Origin of the sequence: Phaeobacter sp. HF9A (assembly GCF_011806385.1) — a bacterium.
GTDB lineage: Bacteria > Pseudomonadota > Alphaproteobacteria > Rhodobacterales > Rhodobacteraceae > Epibacterium.
In genome coordinates, this window is the sequence record NZ_JAATOX010000038.1 from 1 (window position 1) to 20,928 (window position 20,928).

Sequence of the window (20,928 nt, forward strand, 5' to 3'; positions counted from 1 at the left end):
TGTCCGAGATGATGCATGAAAGCGTGCTGGACGCCTTTGATCGGGTGATTCACATCTAAGCGCCGCAGCCTGCGCGCAGGCAAAGGCCGGGCCGTACGCCCGGCCTTTTTTGTGCCGATACACCGCACAGTCTGGCCCAGCCCGGCGGGCTGACCTATTGAGTGACGTTTCAAGACCAAAGGCGGGGCAGGGCGATGGTGCAGCGGGATCGGACAAATTGGGTCATGGTGCTGTTGATCTGGGTCGCGGGCCTTGGTGCGGCGGCGCAATATGGCAAGATCAGCGTCACCTTTGATCTTTTGCCGACGCTGTATCCCGATGCCGGCGCGGCGATCAGCTGGGCGGTCTCGGTTGTGGGCTTTGTCGGCATCCTGCTGGGCGTGGTGGCGGGGCTGTTTGTCTCTGCCATCGGGTATCGGCGCACGCTGGTCTGGGCACTGAGCCTCGGCGCGGTGATGTCGGCCTTGCAGGGTCTGGATCTGCCCTTTGGCCTGTTTCTGCTGACCCGGATGATCGAGGGGGCCTCGCATCTGGGGGTTGTTGTTGCGGCGCCGACGCTGATGGTTCTGATCACCACCCCTGGGTCGCGCGGTCTGGCGCTGACGCTCTGGAGCACGTTTTTCGGCGTGGCCTTTGCGCTCCTGAACTGGATCGGTCTGCCCTTTGTACACGCCCATGGGGTGCAGGCGCTGTTTGGCGTTCATGCGGCGATCATGGCCGCATTGGCGGTGATCCTACATCTGGCGCTGCGCGGCCTGCCGGTGCCCGCGCGGGTGCCGTTTCCACAGCTCAACACTCTGTTGCCGTTGCACCTCGGGATCTATCGCTCGCCGTTCAAGCTCGCCCCGGCGGCGGGCTGGCTGTTCTATACCTGCTGTTTTGTCTCCATCTTGACCGTGTTGCCCCCCTTCCTGAGCGAAGAGAACCGCGCCATGATCATGGGCGCGATTCCGCTGGTGGCGATTGCGGTGTCGATGACCCTGGGGGTGAGCCTGCTGCGGCGGATGCCCGCCGTCAGGCTGGCACAGCTGGGGTTTACCGCCTGTGCGCTGTCGATGCTCTGGCTCTGGGTCATGCCGGGGTTCTGGCTGGCTTGTCTCGCGCTTGGGGCCTCTTTCGGGCTGGTGCAGAGCGGCAGCTTCTCCTCGGTGCCGCAGCTCAATCATGACGCGGCCGCGCAGTCGGAAGCCAACGGCGCGATGGCGCAGGCGGGCAACCTTGGCAATGCCATCGGCACGCCGCTGCTGGTCGGGATGATCACACTGGCGGGCTATTCCGGGCTGGTGCTGACGCTGGCGCTGTTGTTTCTCGGCGGTGCGCTGGCGCATCAGGGATTTGCGCTGCGCCGCCGTTGGGCCTGATCCACGCCCGCGCTGTCAGCAGCTTGCAGGAGACTTGCCTACGTTCGCTGAATGTTCCGCATTTTTGCTTGGAAACCCGGCCGCGCGTCTCTATGTGTTAAGCAAAGTTTGAGGGCGATCATGGCTGAGCTGAAGAACATCGAAGTGCGCGGCGCGCGTGAACACAATCTGAAGAACATCGACGTCGACATTCCGCGCGATCAGCTGGTGGTGATCACCGGCCTGTCCGGCTCCGGCAAATCGAGCCTGGCGTTTGATACGATTTACGCCGAGGGGCAGCGGCGCTATGTCGAATCCCTGAGCGCCTATGCCCGCCAGTTCCTCGATATGATGGAAAAGCCCGATGTGGATCATATCTCCGGCCTCAGCCCGGCGATTTCCATCGAGCAAAAGACCACCTCGAAGAACCCGCGCTCCACCGTCGGCACGGTGACCGAAATCTACGATTATATGCGGCTGCTGTTCGCCCGCGCGGGCACGCCCTATAGCCCCGCCACCGGCCTGCCGATCGAGGCGCAGCAGGTGCAGGATATGGTTGACCGCATCATGACGCTGGAGGAGGGCACCCGCGGCTATCTGCTGGCGCCGATCGTGCGCGACCGCAAGGGCGAATACAAAAAAGAGATGCTGGAGCTGCGCAAGCAGGGCTTTCAGCGCGTCAAGGTGAATGGCGAGTTTCACGAGCTCGACACGCCGCCGGTGCTGGACAAGAAATTCCGCCATGACATCGACGTGGTGGTCGACCGTCTGGTGGTCAAGGAGGGGATCGAGACCCGGCTGGCCGACAGCCTGCGCACCGCGCTGGATCTGGCCGATGGCATCGCCATTCTGGAAACCGCCCCGCGTGAGGGCGAGCCGGAACGGATCACCTTCAGCGAAAATTTCGCCTGTCCAGTCAGTGGCTTCACCATCCCGGAGATCGAGCCGCGGCTGTTTTCCTTTAACGCGCCCTTTGGCGCCTGTCCCCATTGTGATGGTCTGGGTATGGAGCTGTTCTTTGACGAACGGCTGGTTGTGCCGGATCAGAGTCTCAAGGTCTATGACGGGGCGCTGGCCCCCTGGCGCAAGGGCAAATCGCCCTATTTCCTGCAAACCATCGAGGCGATCGCCAAGCACTACGAGTTCGACAAGAACACCGCCTGGAAGGATCTGCCCGCGCATGTGAAACAGGTGTTCCTGCATGGCTCCGGCGATGAGGAAATCGCCTTTCGCTATGACGAGGGCGGTCGGGTCTACGAGATCACCCGGGTGTTCGAGGGCGTCATTCCCAATATGGAGCGCCGCTATCGCGAGACGGACAGCAACTGGATCCGCGAGGAATTTGAGCGCTATCAGAACAACCGGCCCTGTGGCCATTGCGAGGGCTATCGGCTGCGTGACGAGGCGCTGGCGGTCAAGATCGCCGGGGTTCATGTGGGGCAGGTGGTGGAGAAATCCATCCGCGAGGCCCTGGCCTGGATCGAAGACGTGCCGAACCATCTGAGCGCGCAGAAACAGGAAATCGCCCGCGCCATCGTCAAGGAAATCCGCGAGCGGCTGGGGTTCCTCAACAACGTCGGGCTGGAGTATCTCACGCTCAGCCGTGCCGCCGGAACGCTCTCGGGCGGGGAAAGCCAGCGCATCCGGCTGGCGAGCCAGATCGGCTCCGGGCTCACCGGCGTGCTTTATGTGCTGGACGAGCCCTCCATCGGTCTGCACCAGCGCGACAATGACCGGCTGATTACAACGCTCAAGAACCTGCGCGATCAGGGCAATACGGTCATCGTGGTCGAACATGACGAGGATATGATCCGCCAGGCCGATTACGTCTTTGATATCGGCCCCGGCGCCGGGGTGCATGGCGGCCAGGTGGTCAGCAAGGGCACGCCCGCCGAGGTGGAGGCCGATGCCGGCTCTGTCACCGGGCAATATCTTGCGGGCACGCGAGAGATCGAAATCCCCGCCACGCGCCGCAAGGGCAACAAGAAAAAGATCAAGGTGGTCAAGGCCAGCGGCAACAATCTGAAAAACGTGACCGCCGAATTCCCGCTGGGGAAATTTGTCTGCGTCTCGGGCGTTTCGGGCGGCGGCAAATCCACGCTGACGATCGAGACTCTGTTCAAGACCGCCTCGATGCGGCTGAACGGGGCGCGCCAGACACCCGCCCCCTGCGAGACCATCAAGGGGCTGGAGCATCTGGACAAGGTGATCGACATCGACCAGCGGCCGATCGGTCGCACGCCGCGCTCGAACCCCGCGACCTATACCGGCGCCTTCACGCCGATCCGCGACTGGTTTGCCGGCCTGCCAGAATCCAAGGCGCGCGGCTACAAACCCGGGCGGTTCTCCTTCAACGTCAAGGGCGGCCGCTGCGAGGCTTGCCAGGGGGATGGCGTTCTCAAGGTCGAGATGCATTTCCTGCCCGACGTCTACGTCACCTGCGAGACCTGCAACGGCGCGCGCTACAACCGCGAAACGCTGGAGATCAAGTTCAAGGGCAAGAGCATCGCCGATGTGCTGGATATGACGGTCGAAGACGCGCAGAGCTTCTTTGCCGCCGTGCCCTCGATCCGCGACAAGATGGATGCGCTGATGCGCGTGGGGCTGGGCTATATCAAGGTCGGCCAACAGGCGACGACGCTTTCGGGCGGCGAGGCGCAGCGGGTGAAACTGTCGAAGGAACTGGCAAAACGCTCGACCGGGCGCACGCTCTATATCCTCGACGAGCCGACCACTGGTCTGCACTTTGAGGACGTGCGCAAGCTCTTGGAAGTGCTGCATGAATTGGTGGAGCAGGGCAATTCGGTGGTGGTGATCGAGCATAACCTCGACGTGATCAAGACCGCCGATTGGATCATCGACATCGGCCCCGAGGGCGGCGATGGCGGCGGCGAGATCGTGGCCACGGGCACCCCGGAAAAGATCGCCGAGGAGCCCCGCAGCCACACCGGCCATTACTTGAAACCGATGCTGGCGGCGAAATCCCGCAAGAAGGTCGCGGCGGAATAAGCCTCAGCTCTGGCGCAGGGCGCGGGCAGCTTGCTTGCCCCGTCTTGCAATGACGCCCTCGGCGGGTGGCTGGTCCGGCGCGCCAGTTTTTTCTGCGCTTCTCCCTTGAATGTTAATCCTCGCAACATCACCTCAATGTTACCGATTTTGAAATTTTGAGGTTTGCACATGTTGCCCCGTCTTTTTGTGTCTGCTGCGGCGCTCAGCCTTGTCGCGCTTCCGGTTCTTGCGGATGACCACGTTTATGAGTTTTCCAACTTTCGCCAGATCGAGGTCTCCGACGGGATCAAGCTTGTGGTGATTTCTGGCGCCGACAGCTATCGCGTCGAAGCCGCGTTCAACAGCCTGCCCGGTGGCACCGCGCCGCGGATTTCGCAAGACGGCCAGGTGCTTGATATTCAGCGCAACACCCGGCTGTCGCCCATCACCAAACTGTTCGAAGACGAGCTGCGTGTCACCGTTCACATGCCCGGGCTTTCGGGGCTGACGGTGGGCCAGGGCGCAACGGCACATGTGTCCGGCACGATTTCCGGCAATGTGGCGTTCACGGTTACGCAGGGCGGCGCGATGGAGGCGTCGGGGCTTGCGGCCCGCAAGGTCGCCTTGACCGCCGCGATGGGCGCGGAGCTGGAGATCGGCGGCAGCTGTGAGGTTCTGAGCGTCGAAGCCAGCGATGGTGCCGATGTCGATGCCGAGGGGCTGCGCTGCCGGTCGGTCGAGGTTTCCGCCATGCGCGGCGCGGATGTGGAGGTCACTGCCACCGAAAGCCTGCGCGCCAGCGCAGCCCTTGGCGGCGCGGTTTCGGTCGCGGGCCACCCCAGCAAGACCGAGGTGGCCGCTTCGATCGGCGGATCGGTGCAGATCGCGGACTAGGCCAATCCGTGGCGCGGCTGCGGATCTGGCCGTGCCATCATCAAGGGCAGCAGGAACATCAGTAAAAACCCGGTGTTCATCACCGCGTTGAACGCCGCGCCGGAGAGGATCGAGCCAAGGCTGTCGGGCAGATACCAGCCCAAGAGCGCCGGCAACAGCAAGCGGCGGGCAAGCGGCAGATCGGTCGGCATGACATATGTGCTCACCTGCCAGATCACCGCACCCAGCCCGGAAATCGCCAGCAGCAGCCGCGTGCTGTCTGCGGTGATGCTCTGTTGGCCATCGACGGGCCAATAGCCCAGATCTAGAAACAACCGCCCAACAAGGGCCAATCCACTATGGGGTGAAAGCATCAGCGCAAGGCCAAAAATGATTGTTCCAAGCGCGGAAAGTTGCAGCAGACGGGTGGCGAGGGAGAGGGACATGTGATGCTCCGATGTTCAGGTCTCGCCCTTGGGATGGTGGAAAATCGGCGGGGTTTCAATTACCTGAGAGGTAAGGTTATCTGCGCCGCAGAGGCGCGGCAGCGGCAAAGACGGGGGCAGGTGGATGCAAGGATTTGGCGCAGAGCTAAAGTCATGGCGGCAGACCCGTCGTCAGAGCCAGCTTGATCTCGCCCTCGCGGCGGAGGTCTCGGCGCGGCATATTTCCTTTCTTGAGACGGGACGCGCCAATCCCAGCCGCGACATGGTGCTGCGGCTCAGTGCGGCGTTGCTCCTGTCGCCGGAGGCAAGCAATCGGTTGATGTCCGCCGCCGGACACACGCCGGCCTATGGCGCGCGCTCCCTCAGTGACGCTGAGATGGCGCCCTTGCGCGCGGCGGTGGACTGGACGTTGGAGCGTCACGCGCCCTATCCGGCGATGGCGCTGGGGCGGCACTGGCAGTTGATCCGCCTGAACGCCCCGGCAGAGCAGTTGCTGGCGGCGACCGGGCTCGGCGAGGGCGACAGTTTTCTGGAGGCGTTTCTGGAAAGCGACGCGCTGCGCGCCCGCATCGACAACCTGGCAGAGCTGGAGCGGCTGCTGCTGTTGCGGCTGCGCAGCGAGCTTTTGCACTTTGGCCGCGATGCGGTGCTGGAACATGCGGTGGCCCGGCTTCAGGCGCGTCAGCGGGATCTGTCCGCGCATGACAGCGCACCGCTGCCGCCGATGATCCCGGCCCGCTATCGCGTCGGGGGCCGGGTGTTGTCGTTCTTTTCTGCGGTGTCGCAGTTTGGCTCGGTCGAGGATATCGCGCTCTGTGATTTGCGCATCGAGAGCCTGTTTCCCGCCGATGAGGCCACGCGGCAGGCGCTGTTATCCTGATCGGGGCAGTTAATCCTCGCGGTTGCGTGTTTCAAAACGGGGCAGCATGGCGGAGAAATCCATGCCTTTGCCGTCTTCTTCCTCGACAAAACGGGCATAGAGCGCCTCGGCCAGCTGTCCCATCGGGGTGTCGGCATCGGCGCTGCTGGCGGCCTGTTGGCTCAGGCGCAGGTCCTTGAGCATCAGATCAGCGGCGAACCCGGGTTGATAGCCATTGTCGGCGGGGCTTTGCGGGCCGACGCCGGGGGCGGGGCAATAGGCGTTCATGCTCCAGCTGCTGCCAGAGGAGGTGGAGACCACATCAAACATCTTTTGCCGGTCGAGCCCGAGTTTATCCGCCAGCGCAAAGGCTTCGCAGGTGGCGATCATGGTGACGCCGAGGATCATGTTGTTGCAGATCTTGGCGGATTGACCGGCACCGGAGGCCCCGCAATGCACGGCCTTCTGACCCATGATGTCAATCAGGGGCTGCGCCTTGGCAAAGGCCTCCTCGCTGCCGCCTGCCATAAAGGTCAGCGTCCCCGCCGAGGCCCCGCCGATACCGCCAGAGACCGGCGCATCCACCGCCAGCAGACCCGCCGCCGCCGCCTGATCCGCCACCGCGCGGGCGCTGTCCACATCCACGGTCGAGCAATCCACAAAAGCCGCGCCCGCCTGCATCGCCGGGATGATCTCCGCCGCGACGGCGCGCAGGATCTGCCCGTTCGGCAGCATGGTGATCATCACCTCGGCGGTGCTGGCAGCCTCGGCGGCGGAGGGCACCAGGCTGACGCCCTCGATCGCCACATCGACCGTGTCATATCCGATCACCTCATGGCCTGCCTTGGCCAGGTTCGCAGCCATCGGGCCGCCCATATTGCCAAGACCGATAAATCCGATTTTCATGGCTCACTCCTCCTCAAACGTCAGTTTGTCCGCGCCCAGTGGCATCAGCATCTGACTGACCGCAACCGCAGGCACCGTGCCATCCGCATATTGCCACTTGGGCGATTTGTCCTTGTCGATCAGCAGGGCCCGCACCCCTTCGAGCAGGTCGCCCTTTTCCACCGCGCGATGGGTGAAGCGATACTCCAGCTCCAGCGCGCTGCGCATGCTGGTGGTGGCGCTGCGCAAGCGGTGGATCATCTCGACGGTGCAGGCCAGCGACAGCGGCGCGCCGCGCGAGAGCGACTTGAGAGACCTGGCAGCGAAGTCATCATCGCGGCCCCTTAGCACGGTCAGGATATCACCGATTGCCTCGCCTGCGAAACAGGCATCAATGTCGGGTTGCATCGCCGCAAGGGGGCTCTCGGGCGCGGGTTCGGCAGCCTCCGCGAGGCAGGCGGCATCACCGCTGGTCTGTAACGCAGCGATCAGCGCGGGCCATTTGTCCTGCGTGATATAGTGATCGGCAAAGCCAGCATGCAGCGCATCACCCGGCCCCATGCGATAACCCGTGGTGCCGAGATATTCCCCCAGCCGCCCCGGCGCCAGCGCCAGCAGGAGCGAGCCGCCGACGTCCGGCACCAGACCAATGCCGCATTCGGGCATGGCGAGCTGGCTGCTTTCGCCGACAATCCGGTGGCTGCCGTGACAGCCGATGCCAACACCACCACCCATGGTGAAACCCTGAAGGAAGCTGACCACCGGTTTGGGATATTCAAAAATCCGCGCGTTCATGCGGTATTCGTCACGCCAGAAGTCCCGACCATAGGCAAGATCCCCCGCGAGGCCGGTGTTATAGAGTTCGGCAATATCGCCACCGGCGCAAAAGGCCTTGTCGCCCGCCGCATCAAGGATCACCAGTGCAACACTGTCGTCCTTGGCCCAGTCCTTGAGCGCGGCGTCGATTGCCAGACACATGTCATAAGACAGCGCATTCAGCGCCTTTTCGCGGGTCAGGGTGATCCGTCCGGCGCGGCCTTCGATACGGATGTGAATTTCGGTCATGGATAGCACCTTATATTAGTGATGTTCCGCCACGAGATGGCGCGCGACGATCACGCGCATGATCTCGTTGGTGCCTTCAAGGATCTGATGCACCCTGAGATCGCGCACCAGTTTTTCTATGCCATAATCCGCGAGATAGCCGTAGCCACCGTGCAATTGCAGGCATTGATCGACAACCTTGGATCCGGTCTCGGTGACGAATTTCTTTGCCATGGCGCAGAACTTTGACGCATCATGCGCGCCCTGATCCAGCTTCCAGGCGGCCTGACGCAGGAAGGTGCGGGCGGCTTGCAGCTCGATCTCCATATCGGCGAGGCGGAATTGCAGCGCCTGAAACTGGTCGATGCTTTGGCCAAAGGCCTTGCGCTCGGACATATATTGCAGGGTCTGGTTGAGCCCCGCCTGAGCGGCGCCAAGCGAGCAGGAGGCGATGTTCAGCCGCCCACCATCCAGCCCCATCATCGCGTATTTAAAGCCTTTTCCCTCTTCACCCAAGAGGTTCTCGGCGGGTACGGGGCAATCGTCGAACTGCACCTGGGCGGTGGGTTGGCTCCTCCAGCCCATCTTGTCTTCCAGCGCGCCAAAGCTCAGCCCCGGGGTGCCATCCTCGACATAGAGCGTGGAAATCCCCTTGGGGCCGTCCTCGCCGGTGCGCACCATGCAGACATAGGCATCGGAATAGCCACCACCGGAGATAAACGCCTTGGTGCCGTTGAGCACATAGCCGCCTTCAGTACGTTCAGCGCGGGTCTTGAGCGCGGCCGCATCGGAGCCGGAGCCGGGCTCCGTCAGGCAGTAGCTCAACACGGTGTTGAGGCTGAGCGCATCCGGCATCACCCGCGCTTTCAAGCTGTCACTGCCAAACATATCGAGCATCTTGGCGCACATGTTGTGGATCGACAGGAACGCCGCAACCGAAGGGCAGGCCATCGAGAGCGCTTCGAACACCAGCGTCGCATCAAGCCGGCTCAGCCCCGAGCCACCGGCCTCTTCGCTGACGTATAGCGCGCCAAAGCCCAGCTCGCCCACCTTAGGCCAGAGATCCTTGGGGATGGTGCCCTCGGCCTCCCACTGGCGCGCGAAGGGGGCGATATGCTCCTGGCCAAACCCATAGGCCATGTCAAAAATGGCCGTCTGTTCCTCTGTCATTGCGAAGTCCATGGGCTCTCCTCCCTCCAGGCTGCAAGAATTGAACAACTGTTTATTTCTTACGCGTCTGGAAGGGATGTCGCAAGTTGTGGATCTGCAAAGCCAGCTTGCATTGCTGCCAATGACAGCAGCAGATGGGCATAATTCAGTCAGGATTTGAGGAGTTTTTTAAGGTTTTCGCGCCACAAATGAGCCCAAAGCACGCCTATGATCCAGAGAGGTCAGGCAACGCAAACAGCCTCAGAAGGAGCGTGATCGCCGTGTCGCAATCGAACCAGACCAGCAAGCTCGCGGTTTTGCACAAGAAGCCGCATAACCCCGAGTTCGACAAATTCGTGACCTCTGTCATGTCGCAGGAACGGGCAAAGTTCGCTTTTGACATGAAAAACGGATTTCGCTCGCCAGCGGCAAAAGGCGAGACGCCGCAACGGACCGCGAAGAACCTGCTGAGAGCGGCGCAAAACCACATTCTGAGCCATGAGCTGGAAAAGGCGAAAACCGCCTTGCGCCAGGCCATCGCACTCGACGAGAACAACTCCGCTCTGCATTCCCTGTTGGGCGAGGTGTTCATGAAAGACGACAGCCGTCTGGCAGATGCACTGTCTTGCATGATGCGCGCGATCAAGTTGGAGCCAAAGAACAGCGCGCATTTCGCGATGATCGGGACCCTATTGATGCGGATGAAAAAGTTCGAGGAGGCGATTGGGTTTTTCGAGATTGCGGTTAGTTACGATCCGAACAATTACATCGCCCTGTCGCGGATGATGCACCTGAAGGCGCACCGTCTGCAATGGGATCATTTCGGCAAGATTCCCTCCTACTTGAAGCGGTTGGACACTCCGGGTGTCGTCTCCGATCCCTTTGCGTTTCTCTCACTTTGCGACGATGGTGCCTATCAGCGTCGCCGATCAGAGGCGGTGATCAAGGCGAAGTTTGGTAAACCCGCTACCGCTAGAGGCCTATACTGGCCACGCAATCAGGGCCAGAAGATCCGTATCGGGTATTTCTCCAACGATTTTCATGATCATGCCACGATGCATCTGATGTTCGGTCTGCTGGAGGCCCATGATCGCGAAAAGTTTGACATCTACATGTATGATTACGGCTCTGCGGTGCAGGATCGTGAACACCACCGCGCCCGCAAAAACGCGGGTCGTTTCCAGGACGTGCGCCACATGACCACGACGCAATTGGTGGATCTTGCCCGTGGGGACCAAATCGACATTGCCGTGGATCTCAAAGGCTTCACGGAAGGCGGGCGTCTTGATATTTTCAACGCACGCGTCGCGCCGGTGCAGGTGGCCTATCTGGGCTATCCCGGCACAACCGGCTTGAAATCCATGGATTACATGGTCGCAGACAAGGCGACGATTCCGGCCCATCTGCGCAAGCTCTACAGCGAGCATATCCTCTACATGCCGCATTGCTACCAGCCCAATGACGACCATCGGAAAATCGCCGATATTCAGTACTCGCGCGCGCAGTTCAACCTGCCGGAAACCGGGTTTGTCTTCAGCTCCTTCAACAGCCCCTATAAGGTGACACCGCGGGAATATGATCTCTGGATGGCTCTGCTGAAAGAGGTGCCGGACAGTGTCTTGTGGTTCTACACCGGCACCAACGATATTGAGCAGAGGCTGAAAGCCGAGGCTGAGAAACGCGGTGTTGATGGGGCGCGTATCATTCCGACTGGACGTCTGAAGCCGGAGCTGCACCTGGCCCGTCTGCGGCTTGCGGATCTGTTCCTGGATACCTTCAACGTGAACGCCCATACCACCGCCAGCGATGCGCTTTGGGCCGGTCTGCCGGTGGTCACCAAGATGGGCGAACAATTTGCCGCCCGCGTGGCAGGCAGTATCTTGCAGGCCGCCGGCCTGCCGGATCTGGTGACCCAGTCTGAAAAGAAATATTTCGAGGTCGCCCTGCGCATTGCGCAGGAACCCGACTATCTTGCTGATATCCGGAACCGTATTGCAGCAGCACGGGAAAACGCGCCGCTGTTTGATACCGCAGGGTATACCCGCGATTTTGAACGGCTGCTGGAACATGCCTTCGAGCACTATCTGAACGGCAATGCGCCCAAGTCCATGGCCATCTCGGCCTAAGTGGGAATGACATCAAAAAAAGCCGCGCCTTTGAACATCAAGGGCGCGGCGTTTTCTGTCCGTTGGCTTGCCGCGTCAGAGCAAGCGCACCTGCGTGCCGATCTGCACCAGGGGATAGAGCTTCTCAACGTGTTGATTATATAGACCAATGCAACCGGAGGAGCTTTGCCGACCGATCTTGCGGGTGTCATGGGTGCCGTGCACCAGATAGGCGGGCCAATCAAGGTACATCGCGCGGGTGCCAAGCGGATTGCCCTTTACGCCACCGCCGATGCTCTGGGGCAGGGTCGGGTCCCGCTCGCGCATGCTTGCGGTTGGGGTCCAGGAGGGGTTTTCGCGTTTGCGCACGATCTTTGAATAGCCGCGCCGGGTCAGTTCCTCGCTCAGGGGAACCGAGGAGGGAAACAGCATATAGGTTTCGCCATCGCCGGACCAATAGTGCAGGGCACGGCTGTCAATATCCGCCAGCAGGCAGCCGACACCGAGCTCGTCAAAATGATCCTGCCAATGCTGCTGCTGAAAGGCAGAGACATTGCGCTGTACCGGGATCTTGTCGCGGATGGCGGGCTCGTTCTGAGGGAAGGCATCGCTGGATTGTGCACGCAGCAGGCCGGGCGTGGCCAAGGTTGCGGCAACGCCCCCCATCAGGGCGCGACGCGACACTCCAAAGGGCGGTTTCTTATTCTGCGACATCGGCGCATCCTCGCATATTATTTGCTCGATCTTTTCTGCGACCATAGGAGAGGTCACGCGGCGACGCCAGAGGGGGCGCTGCTGACATTCCCGTGAGCAGGGCGCGTGCCATTGCAATGCGCAAAAAAAGGCCGCCCAAACGCGGGGCGGCCTTTGATTGCGGGGTGCGGGGAGGTCAGTCCATCGCTTTGAAGTTGAACTCGCCACCTTCTTTGATGCCGGAGAACCAGCGCTGGGTGACGGTCTTGGTGCGCGTATAGAAGCGGAAGGCGTCGGGGCCATATTGGTTCAGGTCGCCAAAGGCCGATTTCTTCCAGCCGCCAAAGGTGTGGTAGCTGAGCGGCACCGGGATCGGGAAGTTGATGCCGACCATGCCGACATTCACCCGGTCGGCAAAGTCACGCGCGGTATCGCCATCGGCGGTATAGATCGCGGTGCCGTTGCCATAGGCGTTGTCCTTCACCAGGTTCAGCGCGTCCTCGTAATTGTCCATGCGCACGGTGGAGAGCACCGGGCCGAAGATCTCTTCCTTGTAGATGTCCATCTCGGCGGTGACGTCGTCAAACAGGGTCGGGCCGACAAAGTGACCGCCCTCATAGCCTTGCAGGGTCAGACCACGGCCATCGGCCAGCAGCTTGGCGCCCTGTTCCACGCCGCTGTCGATCAGACCTTCGATGCGGGCCTTGGCTTGCGGAGTGATGACGGGGCCGAAGTCAATGTCTTCGCCAGCGGTGTAGGGGCCGACCTTGAGCTTTTCGATGCGCGGCAGCAGCCGTTCGATCAGCCCGTCGGCGGTTTCCTTGCCAACCGGAACCGCAACCGAGATCGCCATGCAGCGTTCGCCCGCCGCGCCAAAGCCGGCACCGACCAGCGCATCGGCGGCCTTGTCGAGATCCGCATCGGGCATGATCAGCATGTGGTTCTTGGCGCCGCCAAAGCACTGCGCGCGTTTGCCATTGGTGGCGGCGCGGCCGTAGATGTATTGGGCAATCGGGGTGGAGCCGACAAAGCCAACCGCCTGGATGGTTTCATTGTCCAGGATCGCGTCCACGGCTTCCTTGTCACCATTGACCACTTGCAGAACGCCGTCGGGCAGGCCCGCTTCCTTGAGCAGCTCGGCCAGCATCAGCGAGGTGGAGGGCACGCGCTCGGAGGGTTTCAGGATCATCGCGTTGCCGCAGGACAGGGCCGGTGCCATTTTCCACAGCGGGATCATGGCCGGGAAGTTGAAGGGGGTGATCCCCGCCACAACACCCAGCGGCTGACGCATGGAATAAAGGTCGATGCCCGGGCCGCCGCTGTTGGTGAATTCACCTTTCAGCATATGGGGCGCGCCCATGCAGACCTCGACGACCTCCAGGCCGCGCTGCACATCGCCGCGCGCGTCGGGCAGGGTCTTGCCATGTTCCATGCTGACCAGCTCGGCCAGTTTGTCCATGTTTTCATTGATGAGCTCGGCGAACTTCATCATGACGCGAGCGCGTTTTTGCGGGTTGGTGGCCGCCCAGCCGACCTGTGCTTCGGCGGCTTTTGCGATGATCGCGTCCATCTCGGCCTTGGTGGCCAGCGGCACCTTGGCGATCTGCTCGCCGGTGGCCGGGTTCAGAACATCGGCGAACCGACCAGAGGTGCCTGCGACTTTTTCGCCGTTCACGTAATGGGTCAATTCCTGCATGTGCAGTCCTCCTCAAACTTTGGGTTGGCGCCATCTTAGGATTGCAAAAACGACGGGAAAAGAGGAAAGCTTTCAAATAGGTTTTGCATTAACGCAAATGGTTAATGTAGGTTTACCCGGAGTTGCAGACCGAAAAGCAGACTGGAGGATCCCGTCAGATGGAACCCCAATGGGACGATATGAAGGTGTTTCTGGCCGTGGCGCGCGAAAGTAGCCTGTCCGGCGCGGGGCGTGTTCTAAAGATGGATCCGGCGACGGTGGGGCGACGGGTGGCGCGGTTTGAAACCGCGTTGAAAACATCGCTGTTTGTGAAATCGCCACAGGGCTATGCGCTGAGCGCTGCGGGGGATCGCCTGCTGGCCCATGCCGAGGCGGCAGAACTGGCCATGCGCGCCGGCGAAGAGGCGCTCACCGGGCCCAGCGATACGCTTTCCGGGCAGATCCGCATCGGCGCGCCGGATGGCTGCGCCAATTACATTCTGCCGCAGGTTTGTGCACAGATTTCAAAGGACAACCCGGATCTGGATATCCAGATCGTAGCGCTGCCACGGGTGATCAACCTGTCCCGGCGCGAGGCCGACATGGCCGTGACGGTCAGCGCGCCCACCGCGGGCAAGCTCCTGGTGCAGAAGATCACCGATTATCACCTGCATCTGGCCGGATCGCGCCACTATATCCGGGACTCGGCCCCGCTGGAAAAACTGGAGCATCTGCGCGACCACCGCATGATCGGCTATATTCCCGATATGATCTTTGACCAGGAGCTGGACTATCTCAATGATCTGGGGGTGGAGCGGGTGGCGCTGGCGTCAAACTCCGTCTCGGTGCAGATCAAGCTCCTGGCCGAGGGCACCGCGCTGGGGGTGGTGCATGATTTTGCGCTGCCAAGCCACCGCCATTTGCGCAAGGTGCTGAAGGATGCCTTCTGCCTGAGCCGTGCGTTTTACCTGGTTCGTCATCAGGGTGATCAGCGCAGTGAACGCCTCAACCGTTTTGCCGAGGCCCTGTCAAAAGGTATTCGCGAAGAGGTTGAACGTCTGGAAGGCTTGACTTGATGCGCGCTTGCGGCAACCCTTGAGGGAGAAACGTTTTCTTTCAAGGGTACGCATCATGCTGGTTAAGTCGATTCTGAGCTCCAAGGATATCAAGGACATTGTCACCATCGGACCGGATGCCACGCTCATGACGGCTGCAAAACTCTTGTCAGAGCATGGGATCGGGACGGTGCTTGTGTCCTCGGATCAGAAAACCCCGCTGGGGATCCTGTCGGAACGTGACATCGTGCGCCAGCTGTCCAAGGTCGGCCCCGGCTGTCTCGATCAGACGGTCGAAACATATATGACCCGCGATCTGGTGACCTGTGTTCAGGATACCAGCGTCGAACAGGCGCTGACCCAGATGACCGAAGGCCGGTTTCGCCACATGCCGGTTGTTGAGTCCGGCGAGCTGGTCGGCATCATTTCGCTCGGCGATGTGGTCAAGGCCCAGCTGGCCGAGGTTGCAATGGAAAAATCTGCCCTCGAAGGCATGATCATGGGGCATTAACCGCCGGTTTGTGCTGTAGGCCCTCATTCGGTATTAACACGCACTTGCAATGCGGCGCGCAACATGATTGCGTGCCCGCAAATCTGACGCAGGCAGGAGGGGGCCCATGCGCATCGGTCTGTATCCCGGAACTTTCGACCCGATCACCCTCGGGCATATCGACATTATTCGCCGCGCCACCGCCTTGGTGGATCGGCTGGTGATCGGGGTCGCCATCAATGGCGACAAGGGCCCGCTGTTCAATCTGGAAGAGCGCGTCGCGATGATCGAAGCCGAATGCGCTCAGCTCTCAGAGCAAACCGGCACCGAAATTGTCGTCCATCCCTTCGAAAATCTTCTGATTGACTGCGCGCGTGACGTCGGGGCCCAGGTGATCGTGCGCGGACTGCGGGCCGTTGCGGATTTTGAGTATGAATTCCAGATGGTTGGTATGAATCGCGCGCTCGACGACAGTATCGAGACTGTGTTCCTGATGGCCGAAGCCCGCCATCAGGCGATCGCCAGCAAACTGGTGAAAGAGATCGCACGGCTGGGTGGTGACACCAGCAAATTTGTGACCTCAAAGGTCGACCAGAAGCTGAGAGAGCGTCTCGGCGTCTGAATTCGGAAACAGTCTGAGTATCTAAATCAATGCAGGGCCATGGCCTAGCGCCAGAAGGCCATCCATTCGATCAGGTCAAAGAGCTTCTTGCCCAGAAACAACAGATGACGGCTGTCAAAAGCGGTGACATCAACCGCAATGAGCAGCAGGATGATGATGCCAAGGGTGATGGCGAGGGAATTCGTCATGGTGGGACCCGCATAGGAAACGCCCGGTCAGATATGCCTGACCGGGCGCAATATCTCAACCCGTTGGACTTTGGCGTTTTCTTAGTTCAGGCGCCCCATGGCGGTGGCGACATCCGCCATCCGCACGGAGAAGCCCCATTCATTGTCATACCAGGCCAGCACGCGAACCATGCGGCCGTCAACCACGCGGGTCTGATCCGGCGCGAAGATGCAGCTTTCTTCGCTGTGATTGAAATCACTGGAGACCAGCGGCGCGGGCTCATAGCCCAGCACCCGCGACATTTGCCCCTTGGAGGCCTCTTCCATCGCGGCATTGACCTCTTCGACGGTCACGTCGCGCCCGGCGCGGAAGGTCAGATCCACCGCGGAAACATTCGGCGTCGGCACGCGGATCGCAGACCCATCCAGACGGCCTTTCAGATTCGGCAGCACCTCACCCAGCGCCTTGGCCGCACCAGTGGAAGTCGGGATCATCGACATCGCCGCCGCACGGGCGCGGTAGAGATCATCGTGACGACGGTCCAGGGTCGGCTGATCGCCGGTGTAGGCGTGGATGGTGGTCATGATGCCGCTCTCGATCCCGAAGGTGGTGTCGAGCACTTTCGCCAGCGGTGCCAGGCAGTTGGTGGTGCAGGAGCCGTTGGAAACCATACGGTCGGTGACCAGAAGATCCTCGTCGTTGACGCCATAAACCACGGTGCGGTCGACGTTCTTCCCCGGTGCCGAGAGCAGGACCTTGCCGGCGCCACGCTCCAGGTGTTTATTTGCTTTCAGCCCATCGTTGAACTTGCCGGTGCATTCCAGCACCACGTCGCAGCCTTCCCAGTCCAGCGTGTCCATATCGTAGGTGGAAAACACCTCCATGTCACCGCGACCGAGGTTCAGGCGCCCCTCGCTGAAGTCCACCGCGCCGGGAAAGCGGCCATGCACGCTGTCGTATTTGATCAGATGCGCGGCGGTCTCGATCGGGCCGGTGGCATTGACCTTGATGACTTCGATGTCATTGCGAAAGCTGCCGGCAATATGCGCCAATGTGCAGCGGCCAATGCGCCCAAAACCGTTGATTCCAACTTTGATGGTCATCTTTGTCATCTCCACGAAAAGCACGTCTTGAGGCCAGCCTATAGCCGCCATTAACCTCGGAAAAAAGGAGAAACATCAGCAAACACAAGTTGTTAGCGCAAAACTTTTATGGTTGCGTTAACAGGTTTTCCCCGTTTGCGATAACTGTGTCATAGAGGGCGCGACATGCTCGCGCTTGAAGCAGCTCTATCAGGCGCGCTAGAGGTCATAGAGAGCTGTGACGGAACAAAAGAGGTGGGATATGAGCGGTCTTCTGGCCCTGCTGGACGATGTTGCGGGGATTGCCAAAGTGGCGGCAGCCTCGGTGGATGATATCGCCACGCAATCTGCAAAAGCGGGCTCCAAGGCGGCGGGGATCGTCATTGACGATGCCGCGGTGACGCCGAAATATGTGACCGGCTTTCAGCCCGCGCGCGAATTGCCGATGATCTGGCGCATTGCCCGCGGCTCCTTCATCAACAAGCTGGTGTTCCTGTTGCCTGTGGCGCTGTTGATGTCGCAATTCGCACCATGGCTGGTGCCGCCGCTGTTGATCCTGGGCGGTTGCTATCTGAGCTTCGAAGGCGCCGAGAAAATCCTGCATGTGGTGCTGCCATATGGCGCCGCCTCCTCCACGACAGAGGCAGAGGCGGGCGATCCCAGCCACCTGGAGGAGCAAAAGGTCAAAGGCGCCATCAAGACCGATTTCATCCTCTCCGCCGAGATCATGACCATTTCGCTCGCCAGCATCGACAGCGATGTGCTGTGGATCCAGGCGGTGACGCTCGCCATCGTCGGGGTGATGATCACCATCGCGGTTTACGGCGTGGTTGCGATCATTGTGAAGATGGATGACATCGGCCTCTGGCTCACCCGCGTTGGCCGGCTCGCCGCCACCCGCGCGCTTGGGCGTGGCATCGTCGCCTTTATGCCCTGGTTCCTCAAGATGCTGACCATCGTCGGCACCGCCGCGATGCTCTGGGTCGGCGGCTCCATTATCGTACATTCCGCGCATCAGATGGGCTGGCACTGGCCCGAAGAGAGCATCCACGCGCTGGCCCACAGCTTCGGTCAGGGCGATGCGCGCCTGGAATGGATAATCAAGGCAGTGGTGGATGGCATGCTCGGCCTTTGCGCCGGGCTGATCCTCGTTCCCATCGCCACCAAAGTGATCGCGCCCCTCCTTGGCGCCAAAACCGCGCACTAACGCTCAACGAAATAGAGCGCCCCAGATTGGAGCGCTCTATTTCATCTTTTTCCAAATATCCCGGGGGAGGCCCAAAGGGCCGGGGGCAGCGCCCCCAAACCCTTATCCGAGCAATTCTTTGACCTTGGCCACCGTGCCCTCGGGCGTGATGCCAAACTTCTCGAACAACTCGCCTGCGGGCGCCGAGGCGCCAAAGCCCATCATGCCGACAAAACCGGCCTTCTTTTCCTGACCGCGTTCGCCCAGTAGCAGGCGATCCCAGCCCCCATCGCGCACCGCGGCCTCAATGGCGACACGCACCGGACCTGCGGGCAGCACCTTGCGGCGATAGGCTTCGTCCTGGGCGTGGAACAGCTCCATGCAGGGCACGGACACCACACGGGTGCCAATGCCTTGGCCTTCCAGGATATCTTTCGCCGCCATCGCGGTGGAGACCTCAGAACCCGAGGCCATCAGGATCACCTGACGCTTGCTCTCGGCCTCGGCCAGCACATAGGCGCCTTTTTCGGTGAGGTTGGAGAGCTTGTGCTCTGTACGCACGGTCGGCAGGTTCTGCCGGGTCAGGGCAATCACCGAAGGGGTCTCTTTCGAGGTCAGCGCGATTTCCCAGGCTTCCGCCGTTTCCACCGCATCCGCCGGGCGGAAGGTATAGGTGTTCGGCGTGGCGCGGCAGATCGCCAGATGTTCGACCGGCTGGTGGGTCGGGCCATCTTCACCCACGCCGATGGAATCATGGGTCATCACAAAGACCGTCGGGATCTTGGACAGGGCCGCCAGACGCATGGCCGGGCGCGCATAGTCGGTAAAGCAGAAGAAGGTGCCGCCATAGGGGCGGATACCGCCATGCAGGGCCATACCGTTCATCGCTGCCGCCATACCGTGCTCGCGAATACCCCAATAGACATAGCGCCCCTTGCGGTTGTCGGTGTCAAACACACCCAGATCGCCGGTCTTGGTGTTGTTGGAGCCGGTCAGATCCGCCGAGCCACCAATGGTTTCGGGCATGATCGGGTTGATCACTTCCAGCGCCATCTCGGAGGCCTTGCGGGTTGCGACCTTGGGTTTCTCATCAGAGATCTGCTTTTTCAGCGCCTTGATGGTGGCCGACAGCTTCTTGGGGGCGTCCAGCGCAAAGGCGCGGTTGAAGCGATCCTGTTTCTGCTTGGAGGTCTCGGCAAAGCGGGCCTCCCATTCGGCGCGCGCCTCAGCACCGCGTTTGCCGATCTCTTCCCACTGGGATTTGATATCGGCGGGCACCTCATAGGCACCACCGGTCCAGCCATAGGCGGCTTTGGCAGCGGCCAGCTGGTCGGCATCGGTCAGCGCGCCGTGACCCTTGGAGGTATCCTGCGCCGCGTGGCCCAGGGCGATATGGGTCTTGCAGGCAATCATCGACGGTTTCTTGGACTTCTTCGCGGCCTCGATGGCGGCGTCGATCTGCGCCGGGTCGTGACCGTCGATTTCCTGCACATGCCAGCCGGAGGCCTTGAAGCGCATCACCTGGTTGGTGCGATCCGAGAGCTCGACAGTGCCGTCGATAGTGATGTTGTTGTTGTCCCAGAACACCACCAGCTTGCCCAGCTGGTGACGCCCGGCAAGGCCGATGGCCTCCTGGCTGATGCCTTCCATCAGGCAGCCGTCGCCAGCGATCACATAGGTGTGGTGATCGACGATCTTGCGACCATATTGCGCCCGCAGCATTTCCTCTGCCATGGCAAAACCAACCGCATTGGAGATCCCCTGGCCGAGCGGGCCGGTGGTGACCTCAACCGCGTCGAGCAGGAAGTTTTCCGGGTGACCGGCGGTCAGCGCACCGGACTGGCGGAAATTCTTGATCTGATCCAGCGTCACCTGCGCGTCACCCATGAGATAGAGCAGCGAATAGATCAGCATGGAGCCGTGACCGGCAGACAGGATAAACCGGTCCCGGTCAGCCCATTTCGGCGCGGAAACGTCGAATTTCATGTGCTTTTCAAACAGCACGGTGGCGACGTCGGCCATGCCGATCGGCATGCCGGAGTGGCCGGAGTTCGCACCGGCGACGGCATCCAGCGTCAGGGCGCGGATGGCGGCGGCTTTGTTCCAATGCTCGGGGTTTGCAGAGCGCAGGGCTGTCAGATCCACTGAACTGTTCCTCTTTGGGTTCTCGGGCTTTGTGGCTGGATAGCAGCTAAGAACCAAAGATCAAGCGCCCAGGGCTTATTTTACAGGGTTTTGCGCGAGCCTCCGCGCGCAAGTGCTTGAAAG

Annotated in this window: 18 protein-coding genes; 9 read left to right on the forward strand and 9 right to left on the reverse strand. The window is 61.1% G+C overall.

Annotation, left to right across the window (positions count from 1 at the left end):
• The first annotated feature begins 194 nt into the window (after positions 1-194).
• The 3 genes from HCZ87_RS09020 (at position 195) to HCZ87_RS09030 (ending at position 5,222) form a co-directional block, all read left to right on the forward strand.
• Entirely contained in the window at positions 195-1,361 is a 1,167-nt protein-coding gene (locus HCZ87_RS09020; protein WP_254868582.1) for an MFS transporter, read from the forward strand.
• A 120-nt stretch (positions 1,362-1,481) separates the two neighbouring features.
• Positions 1,482-4,349, forward strand: coding sequence for an excinuclease ABC subunit UvrA (gene uvrA, locus HCZ87_RS09025; RefSeq protein ID WP_167643424.1), 2,868 nt, complete (start codon positions 1,482-1,484; stop codon positions 4,347-4,349).
• Between the two features lie 168 nt (positions 4,350-4,517).
• Positions 4,518-5,222, forward strand: a complete 705-nt coding sequence (locus tag HCZ87_RS09030) for a DUF2807 domain-containing protein (RefSeq protein WP_167643425.1) — start codon at positions 4,518-4,520, stop codon at positions 5,220-5,222.
• Here HCZ87_RS09030 and HCZ87_RS09035 read toward each other — a convergent pair.
• Positions 5,219-5,647 carry an excinuclease ABC subunit A gene (locus HCZ87_RS09035; RefSeq protein WP_167643426.1) on the reverse strand — a complete coding sequence of 143 codons (429 nt, stop codon included), beginning with the start codon at positions 5,645-5,647 and terminating at the stop codon, positions 5,219-5,221. The two genes, HCZ87_RS09030 and HCZ87_RS09035, sit on opposite strands and share 4 nt — an antisense overlap.
• 124 nt (positions 5,648-5,771) lie before the next feature.
• Between HCZ87_RS09035 and HCZ87_RS09040 the strand changes: the two genes are divergently transcribed.
• Entirely contained in the window at positions 5,772-6,527 is a 756-nt protein-coding gene (locus HCZ87_RS09040) for a helix-turn-helix domain-containing protein (RefSeq protein WP_167643427.1), read from the forward strand.
• A gap of 9 nt (positions 6,528-6,536) precedes the next feature.
• On the opposite strand, the gene mmsB is transcribed toward HCZ87_RS09040, so the two are convergent.
• The 3 genes from mmsB to HCZ87_RS09055 are packed head-to-tail and all read right to left on the reverse strand — an operon-like array spanning position 6,537 to position 9,617.
• Positions 6,537-7,412: a 3-hydroxyisobutyrate dehydrogenase gene (gene mmsB / locus HCZ87_RS09045; protein WP_167643428.1), complete on the reverse strand. Its 876-nt coding sequence runs from the start codon at positions 7,410-7,412 to the stop codon at positions 6,537-6,539.
• Between the two features lie 3 nt (positions 7,413-7,415).
• Positions 7,416-8,456, reverse strand: coding sequence for an enoyl-CoA hydratase/isomerase family protein (locus tag HCZ87_RS09050; RefSeq protein WP_167643429.1), 1,041 nt, complete (start codon positions 8,454-8,456; stop codon positions 7,416-7,418).
• A 15-nt stretch (positions 8,457-8,471) separates the two neighbouring features.
• Positions 8,472-9,617, reverse strand: coding sequence for an acyl-CoA dehydrogenase family protein (locus tag HCZ87_RS09055; RefSeq protein WP_167643430.1), 1,146 nt, complete (start codon positions 9,615-9,617; stop codon positions 8,472-8,474).
• A 248-nt stretch (positions 9,618-9,865) separates the two neighbouring features.
• Between HCZ87_RS09055 and HCZ87_RS09060 the strand changes: the two genes are divergently transcribed.
• Positions 9,866-11,710 (forward strand): glycosyltransferase, encoded by a 1,845-nt coding sequence (locus tag HCZ87_RS09060; RefSeq protein ID WP_167643431.1) that lies wholly within the window; start codon positions 9,866-9,868, stop codon positions 11,708-11,710.
• Between the two features lie 75 nt (positions 11,711-11,785).
• On the opposite strand, the gene HCZ87_RS09065 is transcribed toward HCZ87_RS09060, so the two are convergent.
• Entirely contained in the window at positions 11,786-12,403 is a 618-nt protein-coding gene (locus HCZ87_RS09065) for a L,D-transpeptidase (RefSeq protein ID WP_167643432.1), read from the reverse strand.
• Positions 12,404-12,578: 175 nt separating this feature from the next.
• Entirely contained in the window at positions 12,579-14,078 is a 1,500-nt protein-coding gene (locus HCZ87_RS09070; RefSeq protein WP_167643433.1) for a CoA-acylating methylmalonate-semialdehyde dehydrogenase, read from the reverse strand.
• Between the two features lie 158 nt (positions 14,079-14,236).
• On the opposite strand from HCZ87_RS09070, the gene HCZ87_RS09075 reads away from it, so the two are divergent.
• The 3 genes from HCZ87_RS09075 (at position 14,237) to coaD (ending at position 16,224) form a co-directional block, all read left to right on the forward strand.
• On the forward strand, positions 14,237-15,133 hold the full coding sequence (locus tag HCZ87_RS09075) for a LysR family transcriptional regulator (RefSeq protein ID WP_167643434.1): 897 nt from the start codon (positions 14,237-14,239) through the stop codon (positions 15,131-15,133).
• Positions 15,134-15,188: 55 nt separating this feature from the next.
• Positions 15,189-15,623 carry a CBS domain-containing protein gene (locus tag HCZ87_RS09080; RefSeq protein ID WP_167643435.1) on the forward strand — a complete coding sequence of 145 codons (435 nt, stop codon included), beginning with the start codon at positions 15,189-15,191 and terminating at the stop codon, positions 15,621-15,623.
• Between the two features lie 106 nt (positions 15,624-15,729).
• The gene (gene coaD / locus HCZ87_RS09085) at positions 15,730-16,224 is read left to right on the forward strand and encodes a pantetheine-phosphate adenylyltransferase (protein WP_167643436.1); all 495 of its coding nucleotides are present in this window, start codon (positions 15,730-15,732) and stop codon (positions 16,222-16,224) included.
• A gap of 44 nt (positions 16,225-16,268) precedes the next feature.
• Here the strand turns inward: coaD and HCZ87_RS09090 are convergent, their stop codons facing one another.
• Positions 16,269-16,412 (reverse strand): hypothetical protein, encoded by a 144-nt coding sequence (locus HCZ87_RS09090; RefSeq protein WP_167643437.1) that lies wholly within the window; start codon positions 16,410-16,412, stop codon positions 16,269-16,271.
• Between the two features lie 81 nt (positions 16,413-16,493).
• Positions 16,494-17,495: a type I glyceraldehyde-3-phosphate dehydrogenase gene (gap, locus tag HCZ87_RS09095; RefSeq protein ID WP_167643438.1), complete on the reverse strand. Its 1,002-nt coding sequence runs from the start codon at positions 17,493-17,495 to the stop codon at positions 16,494-16,496.
• Between the two features lie 241 nt (positions 17,496-17,736).
• Here gap and HCZ87_RS09100 point away from each other — a divergent pair, with 241 nt between their 5' ends.
• Entirely contained in the window at positions 17,737-18,681 is a 945-nt protein-coding gene (locus tag HCZ87_RS09100) for a DUF808 domain-containing protein (protein WP_167643439.1), read from the forward strand.
• A gap of 102 nt (positions 18,682-18,783) precedes the next feature.
• On the opposite strand, the gene tkt is transcribed toward HCZ87_RS09100, so the two are convergent.
• Positions 18,784-20,805, reverse strand: a complete 2,022-nt coding sequence (tkt, locus tag HCZ87_RS09105) for a transketolase (protein WP_167643440.1) — start codon at positions 20,803-20,805, stop codon at positions 18,784-18,786.
• Positions 20,806-20,928: the final 123 nt, after the last annotated feature.